We start from the raw sequence: 24,694 nt of genomic DNA on the forward strand, positions 1-24,694 counted from the left end.
ACGCGTTTGACCTGCAGCGATACGCCGATGCGACGGTCGCGGCCCGCCCGGCGCTAGCGGAACCAGCCAGCCGACAGCAAATTTGGCCGCAAGTTCAGGTTCCGTACGGTTCCGGCTCTTGACAGGGAGTCCACCGGGAGCCTCTTCCGGCGGTCATGCCCGCAAGGGCGCAACCACGATCGAGACCTCGGGACGGGCGGTCTGACCTCCGGTCTTGTCCATTCCGGATCTTCCTAGTTAGGTTAGGCGAAGCTAACTTACCTGGAGTGATGGTGGCGACTGGTTCTGTGCATCTTGTTCCTGCTCAGTTGGGTGTTTGGGCGGCTGAGGAGGTCTCCCCGCAGGCCGACGCTTTCCTGATCTCGCAGGTGGTGTGGCTCGGCGGCGAGATCGACCTCGAGCTGTTGGAGCGGGCCCTGGCGACTGCGGGCGCGGACGCGGACGTCTTGCGGCTGCGGTTGTCCGACAGCGGGGGCGAGCCGGTGCTCACCCCTGTCGAAGACTTGCCCTGGGTGACGGTGTCGCAGATCCCACTGACTGAAGACGGGGTGCGCGCCGCCGCGGTTCAACGTTGCCGTGAGTTGGGTGGCCGGGAAGCGCGGTTCACTGCCGGGTCCGTCCTTCATCCGCGCACTGCCGGTGGCTGGGCCTGGGAGTTCGTGGTTCATCACCTGTTCTTCGACGCCTACGGGCTGGGCCTGTTCACGCGGCGGGTGGCCGAGGTGTACTCCGCGCTGGTCGAGCAGCGCCCGGTCCCTGAGCGCTGGTTCGGGCAGTACGCCGAACTCATCGAGTCCATGCCCGCGCAACCGGTCGGGGCGGCCTCCGAGTTCTGGCGGGACCGGCTCGCGCTGGGTGAAGACGCAGGCGTAGTCCGGTTCCAGGCAGCGGAAGACGGCGCCGGGCGGTTCTTCCTCACCGATGCCCGGGCCGGCATGGTGCTCGCCGACGATCTGACCGCCGAGGTGGACCATCTCGCCCGGTCGGCCCGAGTGTCCTGGTCGGACGTTGTGCTGGCCGCCTGGGGCCTGTTCACCTCCGCGCAGGATGGGCGCGACCTCCTGGCCGTCCGTCTGCCCCAAATGAACCGGCAGGGCAGGCTGGCCCTGACCACCCCGGCCATGCTGGTCGGCTCCGCTCCCGCGGTCTTCCGGCCTGATCTCGCGCAGACCGTGCCTCAGTTCGTGAACAGCGTGCGTGCTGAAGCCCGCGAGGTCGCCCGTCGTGGAGTGGCGGCGGAGGAGGAGCTGGCGCGGCTGTGGCCTGGAGGGGTGGAGGACTTCTATGCGCTGCCGCAGCTGAACTTCAAGGCGTTCGACTACCAGTACCAGTTCGGTGCGGTGATGGGCCGTCAGGAGACGATTGCCAACGGTCCGGTGGGCCGGTTGGACCTGATGGTCTACCGGGATGCGGTGCACGGCTTCCGGCTGGACCTCGCCTCCAGCGACCCGGCGCAGAGCATCGAGTCGATCGGGGACGTGCTCGCCGACTTCACCGGCTTCCTGACCCGCCTGATCACCGCCGACCCCGAACTGCCGGTGTCCCGGCTCAGCGTGCTGTCCGACACCGCGCAGGCCCGGATCGCCCAGTGGCAGGAAGGGCCCCCGGTTCCGATTCCGGCTCACACTCTGGATGACCTGCTGAGGGCACAGGCCCAGTCGACGCCCTCCGGCACGGCCCTGATCGACGAGCACGGTCACGAACTGTCGTATGCCGAATTCGACGCTCGCGTGCAGGGACTGGCGCGTGCCCTGAACGGGCGCGGTGTCCGGACCGGCGACCGGGTCGCGGTGTTGCTGCCGCGCTCGGCTGATCTGGTGGTCACTCTGGCGGCGGTGCTGCGGGCAGGGGCTGCCTATGTGCCGATCGACCCGGAGTACCCAGCCGAGCGGGTCGCGGCAATCCTGGCCGATGCCACACCGAGCCTGCTGGTCACCGACCGGGCTTACGACGCTGAAGTGCCGGTCCTGCGGCTGGACGCAGAGCTTCCCGACACCAAAACCGTTGCTGTCAATCGTCCTTCAATTGGCTCTGACACCGCCTATGTCATCTTCACCTCGGGCACCACGGGCCGGCCCAAGGGTGTCGCGGTCAGCCACGAAGCCATGGTGAACCGACTGCTGTGGATGCGCGACGACTACCAGATCACCGCCTCTGACCGAATCCTGCAGAAAACCCCCGACGGTTTCGACGTCTCGGTGTGGGAGTTCTTCCTGCCCCTGATCACCGGCGCCACCGTCGTCGTAGCGCGTGACGGTGGACACAAGGACCCGGTCTACCTGGCCGAGATCATCGAGACCCAGCAGGTGAGCGTGGCGCACTTCGTGCCCTCCATGCTGACCGCGTTCCTCGCCTCCAATCCCGATCCCTCGAAGCTGACCTCGCTGCGCCAAGTCTTCTTCTCCGGCGAAGCCCTGCCGACCGCGGCCGCACTCGAAGCCGATCGACTGTTTGCCAACGCCAGCCTGCACAACCTGTACGGGCCGACCGAAGCCGCTGTCGACGTCACCGCCCAGCCGGTTGGTTCGGGTGACACCGCCGTGGTCCCCATCGGCGTTCCGGTACGCAACACCACCACCGTCGTCCTGGACTCCTGGCTGCGCCCCGTCGGACCCGGCGTGGTGGGAGAGCTCTACCTCGGCGGCATCCAGATCGCCCACGGCTACCTCGGCCAAACCGCGCTCACGGCCTCCCGGTTCATCGCCGGAGAGAACGGCACCCGCCTCTACCGCACCGGCGACCTCGTGCACTGGAACGGGCGAGGCGAGCTCGAATACCTCGGCCGGGCGGACGATCAGGTCAAGATCCGCGGCTTCCGTATCGAGCTCGACGAGATCCGCAACGTCCTCGAATCCCACCCCCAGGTGAATTCCGCAGCCGTAGTGGCGTTCGACCACCCCGCCGGCGGCAAGTTCCTCGCTGCCTACGTCACCACCAGGGCAGCGGTAGACGAACTTCGCGCCCACACGGCCGCCACGCTGCCCGACTACATGGTCCCGGCCGTCTTCACCGTGCTGGACGTCCTCCCCACCACGGTCAACGGCAAGCTCGACCGCCGCGCCCTGCCCACCCCACAACTCGGCGCCACCGGCGAGACGGGACGAGCACCGTCCACCCCTCATGAGCTCGCCTTGGCGCAGATTTTCACCGAGGCCCTCGGTCTTCAGCCAGATGCAGCGCTCTCCGCAGACGACGACTTCTTCCTCCTCGGAGGACACTCGTTGCTGGCCACCCGGGTGGTCGCCCGCACCAACGCGGACCTCGGCGCGGCCATCACCCTGCGCGACGTGTTCGAGGCTCCCACCGTGGCCGGTCTGGCCCAGCTCCTGCAGAACGACGCGATCGCTGTCCTGCCCCGGATCGGCGAGGTGCCGCGTCCGGACGTCCTGCCGGTTTCCTATGGGCAGCAGTCGCTTTGGCTCATCGAACAGTTGGGCGGACCCGGCGGCCGGTACGTCGTGCCGCTGGTTCTGCGCCTGCGCGGTGAACTGGACCAGGACGCCCTGCTGGCCGCTCTCCAGGACGTGGTGGCCCGCCACGAAGCGCTGCGGACGCTCATCGTCGAGCACGAGGGCGAACTGCAGCAGAAGATCCTGGCCCCGGATCAGGCGGCCTCCCTCTTGTCAGTGGTCACGGATGACGCCGGCGAATCGGTGGACGCCTGGGCCGCCGGGGTGATCCAGCGCGGTTTCAACCTCTCCGCCGATCTCCCGATCCGCGCCGGTCTGCTGCGGGTGAACGCCGACGAGTGGGCTCTCACCCTTGCGGTACACCACCAAGCAATGGACGAGTGGTCGTTCCCCTCTCTCTTGGGAGACTTGTCCACCGCCTACCGAGCCCGCACGAACGGCGCTCGGCCGGACTGGGCGCCGCTGCCCGTCCAGTACGCCGACTACGCCGTGTGGCAGCGTCACGTGCTGGAGCGGCCGGACTCCCCGCTCCAGGACGATCTGCACTACTGGCGCGAGGTGCTGGCCGAAGCGCCGCAGGAATCCACCATCACCCTCGACCGCCCCCGTCCTACCGCCCCCACGCACCACGGCCTCGACCTGACCTTCAGCCTCCGCCCGGACACCGTCGAGGGCCTGCGCAAGGTCGCCGCCGAGCAGGGCGTGACCATGTTCATGCTCGCCCACGCGGCCACCGCGCTGGCCGCCTCGGCGCTGGGCGCGGGCGACGACGTGGTGATCGGCTCACCCGTCGGCGGCCGCACCCAGGACGGCCTTCAGGACCTGGTCGGCTACTTCGTCAACACCCTGCCGCTGCGTCACCGCCTCGACCCCGCCCACACCCTGCCGGACCTGCTGCAGGCCACCCGCCAGACGGTGCTGGACGGCTTTGCCCACCAGGGCGCACCTTTCGAAGAGATCGCCAAGGCCGCCGGGGTGGAGCGCGCAGCCAACCGCAACCCCCTGTTCCAGATCATGCTCACGCACTACGTGGGCACCCCGGGCCAAGGCCTCGACCTGCCCAAGGTCAGCGTGACCCCCGGCGACCAGACCCTGAACGCCGTCAAGACCGACCTCGATCTGTACCTCGAGGACGACTCCCGCGAGCTCCGAGGCTTCCTCACCTACGCCACGGACCTCCTGGACGAGCCCGGCGCGCTTCGCTTCGTCGAGACCCTCACCGCCGCCTTCGACGCGCTCGCCACCCGCACCAGCCCTCTCGCTGCCAACCCGACCATCAGCGACCTGAACCTGCTGAGCAACACCGACCAGGAACGCCTGACCGCTTGGTCAAAGGGTCCGGACGCCGACCTGCCCCACACCGACCTCAGCACCTGGCTACACACCCGGGCCACCGCCCACTCCGCCGGCACCGCGCTGATCGACTCCACCACCGGCGAACACCTGAGCTACGGCGACCTCGAGGCCCGCGCCAACGCCCGGGCCCAGCTTCTGCTCAGTCAGGGCGTCCAAGTGGGCGACCGCGTCGCCATCCTGCTCCCTCGCTCCATCGAGCAGATCATCACCGTTGTCGCCGCCCTGCGCGTGGGCGCCGCCTACGTCCCGCTCGACCCCGCTTACCCCCAGCAGCGCATTACCACCACCCTCCAGGACGCCCAGCCGGCCCTGCTCATCACCAACTCCGAGTTGGCTGAGACTGCGGCATCCTTGGCTGGCCAGGCGCTCTTGTTGCTGGATGCCGGTGATGTGGCTGGTTCGGACGCCGGTGCTGGCTCGACTGGGGCTGTATCGGGGACTGGCCCGGATACCAGTGCCGACTCCGGCCTGCCGGTACTCGCACGCCCGGTAACGGGCCAGGACATCGCCTACCTGATCTACACCTCCGGCACCACCGGCCGCCCCAAGGGCGTCGCCGTCAACCACGAAGCCCTGATCAACCGCCTGCACTGGCACATCCAGCACCAGCACCTCGACCACACCGCCACCACGATCGCCAAGAGCGGCACCGGCTTCGTCGACGCCACCACCGAACTCCTCGCACCCCTGGCCGCAGGCGCCACCGTCGTCGTGGTCCCCGACCCCCAAGCCCGCGACGCCCATGCCCTCGCCCGTACCATCCGCGAGCACCAGGTCACCCACCTGCTCACCGTGCCCAGCCTCGCCCAGACTCTCGAGGACGCCGAAGACCTGGGCAGCCTGAAGCACTGGACCTCCTCCGGCGAAACCCTCACCCCCCACCTCGCCGCGACCATGCAACACCTGGCCCCCCAGGCACACATCCACAACTACTACGGCAGCACCGAAATCACCGGCGACGCCACCACCAGCACCAACACCGCTGCCAGCTCCGATGCCAGCGTGATCGGCCGGCCCGTCGCCAACACCACCGCCGCCATCTTCGACACCTGGCTACGCCCCGTCCCACCCGGCGTCATCGGCGAGCTCTACCTCGGCGGAACCCAAACCTCCAACGGCTACCACGCACAGCCCGCCCTCACCGCCACCCGCTTCATCGCCACCAACGACGGCGCCCGCCTCTACCGCACCGGCGACCTCGCCCGCTACAACCACCACGGCGAACTCGAATACCACGGCCGTAGCGACGATCAGGTCAAGATCCGCGGCTTCCGCATCGAACTCGACGAAATCCGCAACACCCTCCAAACTCACCCCCAGGTGAGCGCAGTAGCTGTCCTGGCCCACGAGCACCCCGCCGGCGGCCACTACCTCGCCGCATACCTCGTGGCCACGGCGAACAAGGAAGAGCTTCGCCAGCACACCGCCGAGCGCCTGCCCGACTACATGGTCCCCACCGCGTTCGTCACCCTCGACGCCCTCCCCATCAGCCCCAACGGCAAGCTCGACCGACGCGCCCTCCCCGCCCCTGATCTCACAAGCGGCACCGGGAACAGCCAAAACCCACCCACTGCAACCGAAACCACCCTCACCCAGATCTTCACCGACGTCCTCAAACTCGACGGCAACATCTCGATCGACGACGACTTCTTCCACCTCGGCGGCCACTCCCTCCTGGCCAGCAGGCTCGCAGCGCGGGCGAGCACCGTGCTCGGTGTCGAACTGACTCTGCGCGACGTGTTCGAGGCCCCGACGGTGAAGGCGCTGGCTGCCAGGGCGCAGAATCTTGGCACCTCGAACCTGGCCGTCCCGTCCGTCAGCGAAGTAGTGCGTCCCGAGCAGCTTTCGGCCTCGTACGGACAGCAGGCGCTCTGGCTGAGCGAGCAGATCGACTCCTCCGGCTTCTATCGGACCGGCGAGATCCTTGAGTTCCAGCAGCCGGCTGACGTCCCGGCCCTCTGGCGGGCGGTGCGGCGGCTGCAGGAGAGGCACGAGTCGCTGCGCACCACCTTCTCGATGGACGAGACGGGAACGCTGCGACAGATCCTGCACACAGAGATCCCCGAGTCGGCGGCCCTGCGCATCGTCAACGCGTCCGACAGTTCACCGGCGACCCTGGTGGCGCAGTTGTTCGCCGAACCGCTGGACCTGTCCACCGAGTTCGGCCTGCGTTTCACCCTGGTCCGGACCAAGGACCACGAGTTGCTGGTCGCGCACGGCCATCACATGGTCACGGACGAGCAGTCCGGCCGGCCCCTGATTCGCGACCTCGATGTGCTGTACCGGCAGGAACTCGGCCTGCCCACCTCCACGTTGCCCGAACTCCCCGTCCAGTACGGAGATTTTGCTACCTGGCACCGCCTCGTTCTGGGCGAGCGTGAAGACCCGCAATCGCGCTTCGCAGCGGATCTGGCCTACTGGCGGGATGTTCTCGGTGGTCTTCCCGCCGAAACCCCCCTCCCCTTGGACCAACCGCGTGATTCCGCCTCGGCGCGCACCCTTACCTCAGCGCGGGCCGACCTGTCCGCCCAGGAGTCGGACGAGCTGGGCGCCCTGTTGGCCGACCTCGCCGTAACTCCCCTCCAGGCCCTGATCTCGGCCTTCGCGCTGGCTCTGTGGAACGACGGGGCCGGTCACGTCGTCCCGGTCGGGACCCCGGTGAACCTGCGTGACGACCCGGCTCTGACCGAGCTGATCGGCTACTTCGTCAACACCGTGGTGATCCGGGCCGAGGTGGACGAGAGCCGTTCCTGGACCGAGCTTCTGCGTTCCTCCCGAGACCGGACGATCGCCGCCCTGGAACACAAGCTGGTGCCCTTCGAGAGCGTGGTGGAGCACCTTTCCCCGCCGCGTCGCCCGGGGGTGACACCGCTCTTCCAGACCATGGCCGTGTTCTTCGACGCTCCCCCGCAGTCCACCGACGAAGGACGTTTGCTCCAGCCCTTCCAGCCGGAGGGCGAGCCGGACGAGGACACCGCCGAGGCGCTGTTCGACCTGGTGATCGGGATCGACCGGGCCGCCGACGGCCACTTCGAACTGGTGCTCGAAGGCGTCCGTGAACTGTTCGCCGAGGCCTCGATCACCCGGATCGTCGAGACCACCCGGGCCTTCCTGCAGTGGGGTACCCGCCACCCGCAACTGCCGATCGAACATCTCGTGCAGTTGGTCCGCTCCGGTCGCACACCGCACACCCCGGCTCTTCCCGAAATCGCCGCGACGGTGCCCCTGCCTGGTTTCGTCCCGGACGAGGGCCACCTCTGGCAGGCCGCGGCCGACCAGTTGTCGCTGGATCGGCAGGTCGAACTGCAGGTGGACGACGCCGGTCGCGGCCGGCTGGCCACTGGCGTCCAGAACGATCCCGAGTTCCTCGACACCCTGGCCGAACTCGCCCAGGGCCTGGTGGCCGGCTACCGAAACGGCACCGTTCTCCAGGTCGCCACACCGACCCGGGAACCGCTGAAGGACCTGCCCGGTCTGCTGAACGATCCCTATTGGAACGACTGGGTCGACGAGGTCGCCGACGCCGAACCACTGACGCTGGCACCGGGCGAAGCTTCGCAGGCAACAGCGAGCGCTGCCGTACTGGAGGCCGTTTCATCTGCCAGGACCCGAGCGCTCGCCGTTGCCGCCGTAAGTCGGGCGCTTTCGGTGGACGACGAGGGCGACCTGGTGATCGAGTTCGAGGAGCCCGGTGACCGGCGCTTCATCGCGGTCGTCGACGAGCAGTCCCTGGCCCAGGTCCGTGCCGCCACTTCGTCCGAGGACGCGGTGGCCGCTCTGGAACCGTTGCTGGACTGGGACCCGGCGCGGGCCGACCAGTACGCAGCTCTGCTCGCGGATCCGGCTCTGGCCCGCTTCTTCGACGACGTGCCAGCCGCCACCGTCCGTGTTGGCGTCTTCGAGACCAACGCCGTTTTCCTGCAGCCGGAATCGACCGAGCCCTCCGTACGTATCCTGATTGCCCACAACGGCGAGCGGGAGCGACAGGTCACCGTTCACGTCAGCGGCACGGGCGATCTGGACCCGAAGGAGATCGCTGACCGCCTGGCCGAAAGTGGCCTCGCGCTGCCGGTGAGAACGGCGACCGTACGGCCGAGCCTGCAGCGCGTCAGCCGTCTTCCCCTGTCGGGTAACGAGATTGCTCGCATCCGGGAACGCTACGGCGCCGACGCCGAGATCCTGCCCCTCTCGCCGTTGCAGAGCGGGCTGCTCTACCACATCCTCCGCGCCCGTGAGACCGGCGACCACAACGCCTACATCTCCCAGATCTGCTACGACCTGAAGGGTTCCGTCGACGAGGACCGGATGGGCGAGGCGATCCGCGCCGCGCTGCACCGGCACCCGAACGTCCGCGCTGCCTTCGTCTCCGGCGCCGAGGGCGAGGTGCAGGTCATCCCGGCGTTGCGGCAGCTGCCCCTACGGGTGGTGCGACGTGCTGACTACGACGACTTCGCCGCCTGCCTGGACTCCGAGCGCGAGCAGCCGTTCGAGCACGAGGAACCGCCGCTGCTGCGCTTCGCCCTGATCGAACGGGGAGCTCAGGCCTGGAGCCTGGCCATGACGGCCGAGCACATCCTGATGGACGGCTGGTCGCTGTACGCCTTCCTGGGTGAGGTGCTCGACCTCTACACCGATCCGGCCTACGCCGAGCGGGTCGCCCCGGCCTCGTTCCGTAGCTATCTCGACTGGGTCGCCGACCGTGACCCACAGGCCGCCGACCAGGCCTGGAGCACCTATCTGGCCGACCTGGCGAGCCCGTCGATCCTGTGGCCGGCCGGCGGGGACCTGACCGCCACCCAGGCGGACACCGGCGACCTGTTCCGTGACCTCGACCCGTCCTCGGCGGCAGTCGTCTTCGAGGCTGCCCGCTCGGCCGGGACCACGGTGGGAACGGTGCTGCAGGTGGCCTGGGCGATCACCCTGGGCCGGCTGACCGGCAGCGGCGACGTGGTCTTCGGCAACAACGTCTCGGGCCGGCCGCCGGAGTTGCCCGACGCTGAGCGGATCATCGGTCTGCTGTTCAACACGCTGCCCTTCCGGGTACGGCTGAACCCCTTCGAAACCGTGGACGCGTTGCTCCGGCGGGTGCAGCAGGAACAGTCGGCGGTGGTCGAGTATTCGTACACGGCTCTGACCGACATCCAGAAGGCCGCGGGCCTGGGCACCCTGTTCGACACCCTGTTCGTGGTGCAGAACCTGGGCTTCGACGGTGAGGACGAGGGGGCGGACTCGGAGTTCGGCGTCACCGGGGACTCCTCGAACGATGCCACCCACTACCCCGTTACTTTCGCGGTCAACCCCTGGGAGGGGGACTCCTCCAGCGGGGTGGGCGTGCGCCTGTCCTACCGGCGCGACGCCTTCGACGACGAGGCGGCCGGGCGCCTGGTGGAGCGATTCGTCCAGGTGCTGACCTTCGTGGCCGGAAACCTCGACGTACCCGTGGCCCAGGTGCCGGCCCTGCTGCCGGACGAGCCGGAACGGGCGCTGGGGCACACCGAGGACGCGTACCGGCCGGTCGAGGAGGTGACCGTGGGGGAACTGCTCAACCGCCAGGTCGCGCGCTCGGCCGCAGAGATTGCGCTGGTCGCCGGGGAGCGCCGCTACACCTTCAGCGAGTTCGCCGTCGAGGTGAACCGGTACGCGCGACTGCTGCTCGAAGAAGGAGTCCGCCCCGAACACCGGGTGGCTCTCCTGCTGCCACGCGACGAGCGCATGATCATCGCGATGTTCGCAGTCTTCGCGGTGGGCGCCGCCTACGTGCCGATCGACGCCGAACACCCCGACGAGCGCATCCAGTACATGCTGGACGACACCCGTCCCACAGTCACTTTCGTCACCGACCGGGACGCCTCGCGGCTGGGGGCGGCCGGGTGCGTGCTCAATCTCGACGACCCCCGGGTCACCGGCCGTCTGGCCGGCCTGGACGCCGGGGCGATCACCGCGGCCGAGCGTGGGGGCGAGGTGTCGCTCGACCACCTGGCCTACGTCATCTTCACCTCCGGCTCGACCGGCCGGCCCAAGGGTGTGGCGGTGGGCTACCGCGGTCTGACGAACATGTACGTCAACCACGTGGAGAAGATCTTCGACCGGGTTACCCAGCATCAGGGCGGGCGGCGGATGCGGATCGCCCACACCACCTCGTTCTCCTTCGACGCCTCCTGGGAGCAGCTGTTCTGGCTCCTGAACGGCGACGAGGTGCACGTCATCGACGAGGAACTGCGCCGCGAGCCGCGCCGCCTGCTGGAGCACTACGACCGTGAGCGGATCGACGGTTTCGACGTGACCCCCTCCTACGGGCAGTTGCTCGTGGACGAGGGCCTGCTGGAACGGGACCGGCCCTCAGGACGATCGGTGTCGGCCGAGGCGGCCGGGGTGGTGTTCGTGTCGCTCGGCGGCGAGGCCGTGCCGGAGCGGCTGTGGCAGCAACTGCGCGAGGCCCCCGGGGTGGAGTCGTACAACCTGTACGGCCCGACCGAGTACACGATCAACGCCCTGGGCGCCGACCTGGCCGACAGCCCGACCTCCAGCGTGGGCCGGCCGATCTTCAACACCCGGGCGTACATCCTCGACGAGAACCTGCAGCTGGCTCTGCCGGGAGTGCCGGGTGAGCTGTACCTGGCGGGAGCTGGTACGGCCCGGGGCTACTGGGACCGTCCGGGTCTGAGCGCTGAACGCTTCGTGGCCTGCCCGTGGGAGCCCGGTGAGCGGATGTACCGCACCGGCGACCTGGCCCGCTGGACCCCCGAGGGCAACATCGACTACCTGGGCCGCACCGATGACCAGGTGAAGATCCGGGGCTACCGGATCGAGCCGGGCGAGGTGGCCGACGTGCTCAGCGCCGACCCCGCGGTGGCCCGGGCCGCCGTGGTGGTGCGCCGGGACGAGTCCGGCTCGCCGCAGCTGTTCGGCTACCTGGTGCCGGCCGGTGAGTCGCTCGACATCGACCGGGTGCGGGCCCGGGCCCGGGAGTCGCTGCCCGACTACATGGTTCCGGCCGGCCTGGCCGCGGTGCCCGACATTCCCCTGACCGTCAACGGCAAGGTCGACGCGCGGGCCCTGCCGGTGATCGAGATCAGCGGCACCGACTTCGTCGAGCCCGAGACCCCGCAGGAGAAGGTGGTCGCCGAGGCCGTGGCCGACCTGGTCGGGGCCGGGCGGGTGTCTGCCACCGCGAACTTCTTCGAGGTGGGCGGCAACTCGCTGCTGGCGATGCGGCTGATCGCCCGGCTGCACCGCGACACCGGCCGGGACCTGATGGTCAAGGACGTCTTCGCCCGCCAGACCGTGAAGGAGCTGGCCGGTCTGCTCTCGGCCGACACCGAGGCCGGAACCAGCGTGTCCTCGGCCATTCTCGTGCCGCTGCGGGAGCCCACCCAGAACCGGGTCCTGTTCTGCATCCACGAGTACAACGGCTTCGCCAGCATCTACTCGCGCCTGCTGCCCGGAGTGCCGGCCGAATGGGGCGTCTACGGTCTGCAGGACCCGGTGCACGGTGGCAGCGACGTGGTCATCGACGACTTCGAGCACCTGACCGCGCTCTACGTCGATGCCGTCCAGTCGGTGCAGCCCAGCGGGCCCTACGACATCCTCGGCTGGTCGTACGGCGGGCACATCGCCTTCGGCGTGGTTCAGGAGCTCATCCGGCGGGGCGAGGAGGTCGCCACCCTGACCGTGGTCGACGCCATCCCCACCGCGGACGGGCCCCTGCGCGACGACGAGAACATCCTGCCCGCCGACGCCTCCCCCGAACGGATCGTCAACGACCCGACCCTGCACGCCCGCTTCCTGGAGCTGTTCCTGGCCCGCGAGGCGCGGCTGCTGCAGCTGGAGGACGACGAACTGGACGACCTCGGGGCCCAGCAGAAGCGGGCCTGGGCGGTCTCCGGCATGCGCTCGGAGATGATGACGACGCGGCCCACCACCGGTGTCTTCGAGGGGCCGGCGCTGCTGGTGGCGGCCACCGAAGGCCGGCCGGAGCTGGCCTACGGCAAGCAGCTCGAGGCGATGTGGCGGCCCTTCCTGCCCCAGGTCCGGCGGGTCGAGGTGGATGCCACGCACCGCGCCCTGCTGGACGAGGGGTCACTCGGAGGCTGGCTCCCCGCCGCCCGGAACTTCCTGCTGGAAAACCGAACCCGGAACCAAGGAGAACGACAGTGAGTGTCACCAACGACCAGGCCCTGGCCGACATCGCGGAACTGCTGAACATCGCCCCCGCCGAACTGGACGCCGAACTGGACCTGCGCGACCAGGGCGTGGACTCGATCCGGATCATGGAGCTGGTCGAGCGGTGGCGCCAGGCCGGCGTGGAGAAGGTCGACTTCATCGCCCTGGCCGAAGACCAGCGGGTCTCCCGCTGGCTCGAGGTGCTCGGCGACCTGCAGAAACCGTAACCAGAAAGTTTGCTTAGCCTTACCTAACTTCCATAGGGTGGGGCCGTTCATGCCACGCATCGCCAGGGGACCGTTCCCTGACGTACCAGGAGGACCTCGATGATCAAGACCCTCACCCGCAGACGGGTGGCCACCCCGGTCGCCGTGCTGGTGTCCCTGCTCGCCCTCGTCGCCTGCGGATCCGACGACGACGGCGGGCCGGAGTCGGGTGAGGCCGCCGCGGCCACGGCCGGGGCTCCGGCCACCGACCTGATGCCGGCCGGGGAGGGCACCACCCAGTACCCGCTGACCCTCGAGTCCCCCTGGGGCGAGACGGTTCTGGAGAAGCGACCGGAACGGGTCGCGATCGTCACCGGCGCCAACGACCTGGACAACACCCTGGCCCTGGGAGTCACCCCGGTCTTCGCCGACAAGTACATGGCCGAGTACGAGTGGGCGGTCGACGCCGGCGCGAACGACGTCGAGAACCTCGGTGAGATCACCGACGTCATCCCGTTCGAGGACGTCGCCGCCAGCGAGCCGGACCTGCTGATCGCGATCCAGACCGACGAGGCGTTCGTGGCCGACAGCTACGACAAGCTCTCGCAGATCGCCCCGGTGCTGGTCGCCGAGAAGACCAGCTGGGACGTCACCTGGCAGGAGTCGGTCAAGCTGATCGGCCAGACCCTCGACCTGTCCGCCGCGGCCGACAAGGTGGTCACCGAGGTCGAGGGCAAGGTCGCCGAGCAGAAGGCCGCCCACCCCGAGTTCGCGGGCAAGTCCATCTCGTTCGTCGAGTGGCACGCCGGCATGGAGTCGCTGACCTTCCGCTCGTTCGAGGGCTCGGCCACCGCCGACGTCTTCGGCGACCTGGGCTTCGTCCCCTCGGCCGCGGCCTCCAAGTTCTCCCGCGACAGCATCATGGTCAGCAAGGAGAACTACGGTGAGCTGGACGCCGACGTGCTGATGCTCGCGGCCTCCAAGGAACTCAGCGAGGACATCCAGACCGAACCCGTGTTCAAGGCGATCCCGGCCGTCGCCGAGGGGCACTTCACCCTTCTCGACACCGAGAAGGAGCCTTCCGCCGGCTGGGCGATGAGCTGGCCGTCGGCCCTGAGCCTGCCCTGGATCACCGAGCTGGTCACCCCGCAGCTGGCGGAAGTCGCCAAGTAACGCAGTAACCCAACCACCCCCGACGGGGGACGTCCGTACACGCGTGGTCACGGACGTCCCCCGTTTTGTCTTTTTACAGTCGCGCCAAGGAGTCTTCATGAGCGCCCCCCTGCCTCCCCTCGGCCCTCACGTGCTGATGCTCTTCCTCCTGCAGATCAGCCTGCTGCTGACGGTCGCCATCGTGCTGGGCCGCCTGGCCGTGCGTTTCGGCCTGCCCGCGCTGGTCGGCGAGCTGATGACCGGCGTGCTGCTCGGCCCGTCCCTGCTCGGGGCCACCGTGCCCGGCCTGTGGGACGAGGTGCTGCCGGCCGGGGCCGACCAGTTGCATCTGGTGGACGCCGTCGGGCAGATCGGTCTGCTGCTGCTGGTCGGCGTCACCGGGGTTCAGGTGGACGTGGCGATGCTGCGTCGCCGGGGTGTCACCGGCCTGAAGGTGAGCCTGGCCGGGCTGCTGCTGCCACTGGCCCTCGGTATCGGCGCCGGGTTCGCCGTGCCCGCGTCCTTCCTGACCGACGGCACCGAGCGCAGCACCTTCGCCCTGTTCCTGGGCGTCGCCATGTGCGTCACCGCGATCCCGGTGATCGCCAAGACCCTGGCCGACCTGGGCCTGCTGCACCGCAACATCGGGCAGCTGACGCTGGCCGCGGGCACCGTCGACGACGCCGTGGGCTGGTTCCTGCTCTCGGTGGTCTCGGCCGCCGCGACCACCGGCGTGCGCCTCGGGACCGTCACCTGGTCGGTCGTCTACCTGCTCGGTTTCCTGTTCGTGGCGTTGCTTCTCGGACGGCCGCTGGTGGCCTGGGCGCTGCGGCTGGCCGGGCGGTCCCAGGACGCCGGGCCCCGGATCACCGTGAGTGTGGTGGTCATCCTGATCGGGGCCACCGCCACCCAGTCGATGGGGATGGAGGCGATGTTCGGCGCCTTCGTCGCCGGCATCCTGATCAGCCTGGCCCGCAACAACGAACCTGAGGACGAGCGTCCCGGACGATCGCTGTGGCGTGACCTCACGCCGTTGCGCACGGTCACCCTGTCGGTGCTCGCACCGATCTTCCTGGCCACCGCCGGGCTGCGGGTCGACCTCACCGCCCTGACCGACCCGGCCGTGGCCCTCACCGCCGTTCTCCTGCTGGGCCTGGCCATCATCGGCAAGTTCGCAGGCGCCTATCTCGGCGCGCGCAGCAGTCGGATGTCGCACTGGGAAGGCATCGCCCTGGGGGCGGGGATGAACAGCCGGGGCGTGGTCGAGGTGGTGATCGCCACCACCGGCCTGCGTCTGGGCGTCCTGTCCAGCGCGACCTACACCGTCATCGTTCTGATCGCCGTGGTCACCTCGGTGATCAGTCCACCGATCCTGCGTCTGGCGATGTCCCGGGTGGATGTCACCTCCGAAGAACGTGAGCGCCAGGAGGCCATGGCGACGGGACCGGCCTGACCTCGCGGGGCTGTTCGGTCGGCCTCGACGTTCGCGGGGCGGGGGTATCTCTCCTTCCCGACCTGCACGGGCTGACCACGCCGCGATCCCAGCAGTCTCACCAGTCTGGCCTCGCTGGACGCGGCGCCCTCTTCGCAACTGTGACTCCATCTAGAAGGTTGGCTCTCCGTATTCGGGGTACACGCCGGTCGGCTCACCCCAGGGGGCGTGCTTGGGCCGAGCCAGAGGCGGGCGCAGCGCGGCGGCGACCTTGGCTGCTTGCTTGGCTGCTTGCTTGAGTGCGGCTCGGCGTTGGCGGTCTTGCTGGTCGGCCTGCCATTGCAAGGCTCGGGCCCAGCGGCGGGTGCGGCGGGTGGTGCGTTCACCGGAGGGCATGAGGTCGATGCGCGTCAGGCTCTCGGGTTGTGCGGGGTAGTCCGGGGTGCGGGTGGGCAGGGTCCAGCCCGGCATGCCGGGCAGTAGGGGTGGTGGGCTGGGGTGATCGGTGCCGTCGGGCGTGGTCCAGATGATGGTGCCGGGCGGGTAGGGCTCGTCGGGGCGGGCTGGCCGGGCGTGCCAGTGGGCGAAGGTCTTGAGGCGATGGTGGCCCCGGCACGCTGGGTGCATGTTGCAGGCGCAGGAGAGCCCACCCTGCTGAAAAGGCCTGAGATGGTCCAGATCACAGCGACTGGCGGGCGTGGTGCAGCCAGGGAAGGTGCACACCAGATAGCGGGCAGCGACCTGATTGGTGAGGGTGCGGCCAGGCCGGTAGCGACTGGTCTGGGGCTGGTCGTGGTCCAGGCCGATCGGGCACGGCGACGTCCCCGTGGGGCTGGTAGGTCTACCGGGACTGCCGCCGCTTGTCGGGTGGGCTCGACGCGCGGTGCTGCTCACGTCGTCGGCGCTGTCGGCGCTGTCGGCGCTGTCGGCGCTGTCGGCGCTGTCGGCGCTGTCGGCGCTGTCGGCGCTGGAAGTATCTGCTTGGGCTTGGCTGGCTGAGCTGTACTTCTTACCACCAGGTGCGCCTGCCGGCGGGTCGTCTTTACCGTTGTCTTGCTGGTGATTACAGGCTCCGGGCAGCACCATGAGGGTGACCTGACCCGGCGCCACAGCCAGACGACGGGCCTGCTCGGCACTGATCACCCCATGCCCCTGCAGCAGGCCGGGGACCTGATCCAGGCCCAGCAACGTGGCATCGGTAATCGTGACGACCAGGTGTACGCCGCGGCCCTTGACCCGGGGCAGGTCGGGGACTCGCCACCAGGCCGGCATCAAGCCCTCCGGCACCGGCGAGAATCCCAAAGCCTTGATGGCACGATGGCGCTCGGCAGCAATCGCCTGCACGTCCTCTTCCAGACGGCGCCGGAAAGCCTCCGGAACCGCTTCAGACGGCCGGCTCTCGGCATCGGAGCAGGTAGCTTTTCCGGTTCGACGATCCTGTTCGCGCTCGTCGGCCGGGTCTGAAGCGGCTTCCTGGCCGGACTCCTGTTCCCGCCCCTGGCTCTGCTCCTGGTCGTGGGTTTGCCCCTTATCACTCTCCGGACCGGGCTCGTGGTTGGCGTCGTGACTGGGCTCGTGACTGGGCTGACGGGCGAACGGGCTGCCGGTCTCATCGGTGGGTTCCTCGTCGCAAGCTTCGTTACGCGGATCTGGCACCAGTGGAATGTGAACCCCCTCTGACAAGGCCTGGATCAGCATCGCCAGCACATCCGCACGCCGCTGATCATGAGTACGGCCGTCCGGCTCCCCGTCCTGTTCCGCCCGGTCCCGAGCCGCATCGGCTGCGGCGTCCAGGAAACCGTCGAGCAACTGCCCGGTCTCGGCCGAGACCATCGCGGTGACCAGAGCCATGCCATCGGGCTGGGCCTGCACCTGCACACCTCGGCCCCGCAGGGCCTGGGCATGACGGGCAGCACCACCGTCCGGATCCAGCTGCAACAGCAACTGCCTGATCAGGCGCTCCAGTTCCCCGTACGTCAGATCCGGCGCCTGAGCCGCCACCATGACCTCCAGCAGCAGCCACGCCTCATTCCCGGGCCTCAACTGCGGGTATCTCTCTTGCCCCCCGTGCAGCAGACGGGTCACCAGACGGGCCCGGTCTACGTCGATACGGCCCTGTTCCAGTTGGGCGAAGATCCGGGGCAGGTCATGCACCAGGCCGACGGCTACCTCTACATCTGCGGCTGCCGTGCGTGGATGACGGTTCAGCTCCGGCGCCAACCGGGAGGACACCAGCTTGCGCGAAGAGATCACGCACGCTGAACTCTTGATCGGGCTTCCACTTCCAGACCCCGGGCACCCTCCTGCTTCACCGTGCCGCTCAGCCCGGCAACAATCTTCAGCCCCGCAACAATCCTCAGCCCGGCAGCGATGCTCAGCATCATCATGCCCCTCAGCCTCAGGCAAGTGCTGTCCTTCCCCGTCCTCCAAGCCTTCCCCGCTCGATTCACCTTCCTCGCACTTCTGATTCGCGCTGCCAGACCGCATATTTCGCCTGCGCCTGCCTTCTGGCTCCTGCCCGCCCTGAGCACCACGCCGACGGGCCACCGGCATTGCCTCGGCTGCCGCGACCAGCGAACGCATTTGGGACGCTTGCAGACGCCGAATCAGCAGTTCGCTCGCCATCAGACCGGCTACCCACGCATCGCAACCGGCCACGGAACGAGGAGCAGCGACCGACGGAGGCGTTCCAGCAGTACCAGCAGCCGCGACTGAGTCGGGCGATTCCTCGGGTCTGCCGAGCGCGTCCAACTCCTCCATCAGCCACTCGAAAACACCGATGGCCGGCCCCGGAACACGCTCCTCAAAACAACCTTCCGCCAGCGCCCCCACCCCGGACACCCCCCGTCAGGACCAGTTCTGCGCGGCCCCCACCGCGACAAAACGAGACTAAACGGCACCACCGACAAGATGGGATCGAAGCAGCTCAGAGCGGGCGGGCGAGGCTTTCACATCAGCCAGGCGACGCTGGCCCGATCGGTGGCCGGATGGCGTCATGTCCTCGCCGTGGCAACGGCCTCACGGAGCCGTCAGATTCAAAAAGCCTTACAGCCCGAACGGCGCGAACACGAAACCACTCACAGCAGAATCCATGTCCGTCAGCCGCAGGTGACCTCCTCCCAGAGCTCGCGGATCGACCGCTCCTGGGGCGAGACACCGGCCGCCTCAGCCATGAGTAGCAGCGCGGTGGAGGTGAGGTGCTCGGTCATGGCCACGGCGGCCTGCTCCGGATCGTGGGCCTGGACGGCGACGACGATGGGCCGGTGCTCGGCGCAGATCGCGGTATGGGTGCGGTGGGTCGGTTCGCCGAGCAGGCTGGTGGTGTCGCGAAGCCCGGCGACGATCTGCGCCGACCGCCGGTTGCCCCCGCCCAGCAGGATCAGCTCGTGCAACCGCCGGTCCTGCGCCCAGAACTCCTCGTCGCCGTCGGCCCGCTCCATGGCGCTCATGCACTCCAGCAGCGCATCGGGTGAATCAGGGGCAGCGGCGCAGCGGCGGGCGGCGGGCACCTCGAGGGCCAGGCGGACAGCGAAGATCTCGGCCAGATCGCGCGGCTGGGGCAGGAGCACCCGGAAGCCGCGATTGCGGCTGATCTCGACCAGACCGGCCTCGGCGAGGCGCAGCATGGCCTCGCGCACCGGGCTGCGGGAGAAGCCCAGAGCCTCCGACAACTGGTACACCGAGTAGACCTCACCGGGAACGTAGCGACGGGCCCGGATGCCACGCCGTACCTCTGCGACAACTTGGTCGGCCAGTGATGCCATGCGTAACATGTTACTCATGGCCAGCATCGCCCCCGCCCCGATCACCACCGACGTCGCTTCGGCCCTGCGCAAAGCGGGTCTGGAAGTACGCGACGACGCGGGCACCAAGGCGATGTACGCCACCGACGCCTCGCTGTACCGCATCCCCCCGCTGGCCGTGGTGCGCCCCCGGCACACCGACGAGGTGGCCACCACCCTCGAGATCGCCCGCTCGCTGGGCGTGCCGCTGACCTCACGCGGCGGGGGCACCTCGATCGCCGGCAACGCGATCGGCCGCGGCATCGTGATCGACTTCAGCCGCCACCTGAACCGGGTTCTCGAGGTCGATCCGGCCACCCGCACCGCGCGGGTCGAGCCCGGCACCGTGCACGCCGTGCTGCAGAAGGCCGTGCTCCCGCACGGCATCCGGTTCGGCCCCGATCCGTCCAGCCACCCGCGCTGCACGATCGGCGGCATGATCGGCAACAACGCGTGCGGCAACCGGGCCCTGGGTTACGGCCGCACCTCCGACAACGTGCTGGCGATGACCCACCTGCTGGCCTCGGGCCAGACGCTGCGCACCGGCTACTCCCCCGACGGCACTCCGTTCGCCGAGGGTCCCGAGACCCTGCTGCAGGAACTGCATGCGGCGGCGGGCCGCCACCTCAAGGCCGCCCGCACCGAGTTCGACCAGTTCGGCCGCCAACTGTCCGGCTATGCCGTGCAGCACCTCCTGCCCGAGCGCTTCGACCTCGGCCAGGCCCTGGTCGGCTCCGAGGGCACGCTCGGCATCCTCACCGAGGCCACGGTGCGGCTGGTGAAGGACCCGGCGCACCGGGTGGTGGTGGCGATCGGTTTCACCGACATCGTCGCCGCCGGCGAGGCCGCACCCACCGTGGTCACGTTCCGGCCGACCGCCTGCGAGGGCATGGACGAGCGTCTGGTCGAGGTGCTGCGGGCCCGCCGCGGCGACAGTGCCATCCCGCCGATGCCCAAGGGCGGCGCCTGGCTGCTGGTCGAGATCGCCGGTGACGACCAGGCCGAGGTGCTGGAGCGGGCGCACGCCCTGGCCGGTGCCGGGCTCGGGCTGCAGTCACTGGTGGTGCAGGACGCGGTCACCCAGGCCCGGCTCTGGCGCATCCGCGAAGACGGCGCGGGCCTGGCCGGCCGTGCCCCCTCGGGCAAGCCGGCCTGGCCCGGCCTGGAAGACGCTGCCGTGCCCCCCGCCAAACTCGGCGCCTACCTGGCCCGTTTCGACGAACTGGTGGCCGGGTACGGCATGACCAGCGCGCCCTACGGGCACTTCGGCGACGGCTGCATGCACGTGCGCCTCGACTACCCGCTCGACCACCCCGACGGCCTGGTCGTGCTGCGCGAGTTCCTCACCGCCGCAGCCGGTCTGGTGGCCGAGTTCGGCGGCTCGATCTCCGGCGAGCACGGCGACGGCCGGGCCCGCGGCGAGCTGCTGTCGCTGATGTACTCCTCCGACGCGATCTCGTTGTTCGGTGCGGTGAAGCAGGCCTTCGACCCGCAGAACGTGCTCAACCCGGGCGTTCTCGTCGATCCTGATCCGTTCGACGCCGACGTGCGCGCGGCCGGCGTCAGCTACCGCAAGGACCTGGCGTTCAGCTACGCCCACGACGACGGCGACCTTTCCCAGGCTCTGCACCGGTGCACGGGCGTGGGCAAGTGCCGCGCCGACAACTCCGCCGCCGGCGGCGTGATGTGTCCGTCCTACCTAGCCACCCGCGAAGAGAAGGACTCCACCCGCGGCCGGGCCCGGGTGCTGCAGGACGTGGTGCGCGGCGACCTGTCCTGGAACCACCCCTCGGTCGCCGACTCGCTCGACCTGTGCCTGTCGTGCAAGGGCTGCGCCTCCGACTGCCCCACCGGCATCGACATGGCCACCTACAAGTCAGAGGCGTTGCACCAGAAGTACAAAGGACGTTTGCGGCCTCGATCGCACTACACGCTGGGTTGGTTGCCCCGATGGGCCCGTCTGGCCGGTCGTGTCCCCCGGCTGGCCAATCTGGGCATGACCCTGCCCGGCCTGAACAAGCTGGCCCTGTTCGGCGCCGGAGTCGACTCCCGGCGTTCGGTGCCGGAATTCGCCCGCACTCCGTTCCGCCGCTGGTGGTCCCGACAGGACACCAAGACCGGTGGCACCCCGGTCATGCTCTTCGTGGACTCGTTCTCGGACGCCTTCTCCCCCGCCGTGGCCGAGGCCACCGTGCAGGTCCTGCGGGAGGCAGGCTACGAACCCCGGCTGCCTTCGGCCGGAACCTGCTGCGGGCTCACCTGGATCACCACCGGCCAGCTCGACGCCGCTCGTAAGATCCTCGGCTCCACCGTCACCGAACTGGCGGCGGCCGCCCGGGCAGGCATCCCGATCGTGGGCATCGAGCCCTCGTGCACCGCCGTGCTGCGCACCGACGCCGTGGAACTGCTGGACACCGAAGACGCCCACCTGGTGGCCGATTCCACCAAGACCCTGGCCGAACTGCTCACCGCCACCGAGGGTTGGAACCCGCCCGATCTGACCGGCACCACCATCATCGCCCAGCCGCACTGCCACCACCACGCCGTGCTGGGCTGGAACACCGACAAGGCCCTGCTGGCCCGCACCAACGCCGACATCCAGACGCTGGCCGGCTGCTGCGGCCTGGCCGGCAACTTCGGCGTGGAGATCGGGCACTACGAGGTCTCGCTGGCGGTGGCCGACCAGCACCTGATGCCCGCGCTGAAGGCCAAGCCCGACGCGGTGGTACTGGCCGACGGCTTCTCCTGCCGCACGCAGGTCTCCGACCTGGCCGACCGCCCCTCGGTGCACCTGGCCCAACTACTCACCCGCCGCAAGGACTGAATCTGAGCCGGCCGGCAGGACCACTGACAGCGGCCTGACGACCACTCACGCGTACAACGTTCCCTTGCGGTCCGTGCCCTTCCTAGCGTCGAGACAAACGACCTCAGGAGGGGCACATGCGCAAGGGTGTGAGAATCGCTGTCTGGATCGGGGCAGCAGTGGTGGCGGTTCTGGTCGCCGGGGCAGGGGCACTGGCCTACACGTACCGGCCGATCTCTCAGGCCGAGGCGGACGCCGCCATCCAGGAGCGCCTGCGGAAATCGGTCGCTGAGAACGAGTCGGTGTCCGCAGCGCTCTTCACGACGTATTCCGGCAAGGACGAGCGGCTCCGTCAGTACGTGGCGGGGACCCTGGCCGCCGATTCTTCCGAACCGGCCCGGGTGGACAGCCAGTTCCACTCGGCCAGCGTGGGCAAGACGATGCTGGCCACGGTCTTCGGTCAGCTCGTCGACGAGGACGGGGGCAGTTCGGCGACCCGGTCTCGAAGTTCGTCCAGGCGTCCGTGCTCGAGGGCCTTTTCGTGGTCGACGGGGTGGACCACTCCGGCGAGGTCACGATCGGTCAGCTGCTCAGCCACACCTCCGGTGCGGCGGACTACTTCGAGGGTCCCGTCCTCACCGGGCCGTCCATGATCGACATCATCACCCAGGACCCGGACCGGCTGTTCAGCCCGCAGGACCTGCTGGCGTTCTCACGCGAGCATCAGGCCCCGGTCGCCGCGCCGGGTGAGAAGTTCGCCTACTCGGACACCGGGTACGTGCTGGCCGGGCTGGCGCTGGAGGCGATCGAGCAGACCCCCTACGAGCAGATCCTGCAGGAGCGGATCTTCTCGCCCCTGGGCATGCGTGACAGCTTCGTCCTCACCGAGTACGGCACCGAGAACGGGACGCTCGCGGTGACCGCACGCGGGGTGGATCTGAGCGATCGCAACGCCCTGTCGGTCGACTGGGCCGGCGGTGGTGTCGTGACCACCACGGCAGATCTGGTGACCTTCCTGCGCGCACTCACCTCAGAGGGACTCTGCTCGGGCGAGACGCTGGCCCGCCTGACCTCTTTCGAGCACCAGTACGACACCGGGATCCACTACGGGATGGGCGTGATGCAGTTCCGCTTCAGCGAGCTGTCCCCGCTGCTCTTCTCGATGAGCGACGCGCACGGGGCGGTGGGCGCGACCGGCACCTACGCCCTGTACGACCCCGACTCCGACACCATCTACGTCGCGAACTACGGCTCTCTAGAATTCGGCCAGAAGGCCATCGAGGAGCTCATGCAGTTGCGCCTGATTGTCGAGCGCGTGTCGAAGTGAGCAGGCAACCGGGGCACGGAGGGGCGGACGGATGGTGAACCTGGTGTGTTCGGACGACGTCCGGCAACGCCTGGAACGCGAACTCGCCGCCCTCGGCCTCTCCCTGGGCCCGGAAGACCGCTGGGTCCTGGTCGAGCGCGGACACCCAATCCCCGAAGGCGTGCCGGCCATCGTCTTCGATCCGCTCGACTACATGGACGTGGTGCGTGTACTCGCCGCCGGGGTGCGGGCGGGCGGCACTTTCGCCCGCACCCTGATCGGGCAGCGCAACGATGCCTTCGTCGTCCTCACCGCCCGGGAGGTGCTCGTGGTGGAGGCCTCGGCCGACGGAATCTTCGCCGTCACCGCCGCCGGGCGGCTGCGGGTCCGCGCCACCCTGCAACAGGTCGAGTCGGACTGGGCCGCCCTCGGTTTCGTCCGCGCCAACCGTTCCCAACTCATCAACCTGGCCCACGTCAAAGAGATCGTGCCCTGGTTCAACTCACGCTACGTGCTGCGGATCGCCGGTGGTAGCGAGGTGGAGGTCTCCAAGGTGTACGCCCGGCATCTCCGCAGCACGCTCGGGCTCTAGGAAGGAGAGGCTCGTGGATTTTCGCGCGATCGGCAGGTCCGGGGCTCTCGGCCTGGTCATCGGGGCGGTGCTCGTCCTGATCGGGGAGGCTGACGCGACCCTTCCCGAACGCCTGCTGACCCTCCTGCTGGCCGGGACGGCCGGGCTGGCCATCGGCGCCGTGACCGAGTGGCTGACCTCTCTGCTGCCGGTCCGGATCGCTCGCACCGGAACCTATTTCCTGATCAGCGCGGGCATCGCGGTCACCATCTCGGCGCTCGTCACCGTAGCCCTGGTCCTGCTCAGCCCGGAGCCGATGGGAGACGGCGGATGGCCGGTCCCCCTGGTCGTCGTCGCCATCGTGAGCGCCGGCAACGTGGCCGACTTCGTCCTGCACCGACGAGCACAGCGCCGGCTGCGGGCCTTCCAGTCCGGCCTCGAGGATCCGCCGCCACCCGGCTGAGCTGCCACTCCGGCCCATCCAGCCGGTCCGGCCCATCCGGCCCGTCCAGC

Annotated in this window: 10 protein-coding genes and 1 pseudogene; 8 read left to right on the forward strand and 3 right to left on the reverse strand. The window is 69.0% G+C overall.

The features are described from left to right. The first annotated feature begins 269 nt into the window (after positions 1 to 269). From QSK18_RS10465 to QSK18_RS10480, 4 genes are all read left to right on the forward strand, one after another. Positions 270 to 12,923 (forward strand): non-ribosomal peptide synthetase, encoded by a 12,654-nt coding sequence (locus QSK18_RS10465; RefSeq protein WP_285618992.1) that lies wholly within the window; start codon positions 270 to 272, stop codon positions 12,921 to 12,923. Then, entirely contained in the window at positions 12,920 to 13,156 is a 237-nt protein-coding gene (locus QSK18_RS10470) for a phosphopantetheine-binding protein (protein ID WP_232815372.1), read from the forward strand. The genes QSK18_RS10465 and QSK18_RS10470 overlap by 4 nt, the downstream gene beginning before the upstream one ends. Before the next feature lie 99 nt (positions 13,157 to 13,255). Then, positions 13,256 to 14,308 carry an ABC transporter substrate-binding protein gene (locus tag QSK18_RS10475; RefSeq protein ID WP_285618236.1) on the forward strand — a complete coding sequence of 351 codons (1,053 nt, stop codon included), beginning with the start codon at positions 13,256 to 13,258 and terminating at the stop codon, positions 14,306 to 14,308. A gap of 97 nt (positions 14,309 to 14,405) precedes the next feature. Further along, entirely contained in the window at positions 14,406 to 15,740 is a 1,335-nt protein-coding gene (locus tag QSK18_RS10480; RefSeq protein WP_232815374.1) for a cation:proton antiporter, read from the forward strand. A 150-nt stretch (positions 15,741 to 15,890) separates the two neighbouring features. On the opposite strand, the gene QSK18_RS10485 is transcribed toward QSK18_RS10480, so the two are convergent. From QSK18_RS10485 to QSK18_RS10495, 3 genes are all read right to left on the reverse strand, one after another. After that, positions 15,891 to 17,972 (reverse strand): HNH endonuclease signature motif containing protein, encoded by a 2,082-nt coding sequence (locus tag QSK18_RS10485; RefSeq protein WP_285618239.1) that lies wholly within the window; start codon positions 17,970 to 17,972, stop codon positions 15,891 to 15,893. Beyond that, positions 17,969 to 18,106 carry a hypothetical protein gene (locus QSK18_RS10490; RefSeq protein ID WP_232815376.1) on the reverse strand — a complete coding sequence of 46 codons (138 nt, stop codon included), beginning with the start codon at positions 18,104 to 18,106 and terminating at the stop codon, positions 17,969 to 17,971. Before QSK18_RS10490 ends, QSK18_RS10485 begins: the two co-directional genes overlap by 4 nt. Positions 18,107 to 18,817: 711 nt before the next feature. Further along, complete coding sequence (locus tag QSK18_RS10495) at positions 18,818 to 19,483, reverse strand: GntR family transcriptional regulator (RefSeq protein WP_232815377.1); 666 nt, start codon at positions 19,481 to 19,483, stop codon at positions 18,818 to 18,820. A gap of 16 nt (positions 19,484 to 19,499) precedes the next feature. On the opposite strand from QSK18_RS10495, the gene QSK18_RS10500 reads away from it, so the two are divergent. The 4 genes and pseudogenes from QSK18_RS10500 to QSK18_RS10515 all read left to right on the forward strand — a co-directional run bounded on the left by QSK18_RS10500 (position 19,500) and on the right by QSK18_RS10515 (position 24,644). Then, on the forward strand, positions 19,500 to 22,325 hold the full coding sequence (locus QSK18_RS10500; RefSeq protein WP_285618245.1) for an FAD-binding and (Fe-S)-binding domain-containing protein: 2,826 nt from the start codon (positions 19,500 to 19,502) through the stop codon (positions 22,323 to 22,325). A 460-nt stretch (positions 22,326 to 22,785) separates the two neighbouring features. Then, positions 22,786 to 23,631 (forward strand): annotated as a pseudogene (locus QSK18_RS10505) (serine hydrolase domain-containing protein); the annotation flags it as partial. Between the two features lie 31 nt (positions 23,632 to 23,662). Then, the gene (locus QSK18_RS10510; RefSeq protein WP_285618247.1) at positions 23,663 to 24,202 is read left to right on the forward strand and encodes a LytTR family DNA-binding domain-containing protein; all 540 of its coding nucleotides are present in this window, start codon (positions 23,663 to 23,665) and stop codon (positions 24,200 to 24,202) included. Positions 24,203 to 24,215: 13 nt separating this feature from the next. Next, positions 24,216 to 24,644 carry a hypothetical protein gene (locus QSK18_RS10515; protein ID WP_285618249.1) on the forward strand — a complete coding sequence of 143 codons (429 nt, stop codon included), beginning with the start codon at positions 24,216 to 24,218 and terminating at the stop codon, positions 24,642 to 24,644. The last annotated feature ends 50 nt before the right edge of the window (positions 24,645 to 24,694 follow it).

The organism is Kineosporia sp. NBRC 101677 (assembly GCF_030269265.1).
GTDB classification, from domain to species: domain Bacteria; phylum Actinomycetota; class Actinomycetes; order Actinomycetales; family Kineosporiaceae; genus Kineosporia; species Kineosporia rhizophila.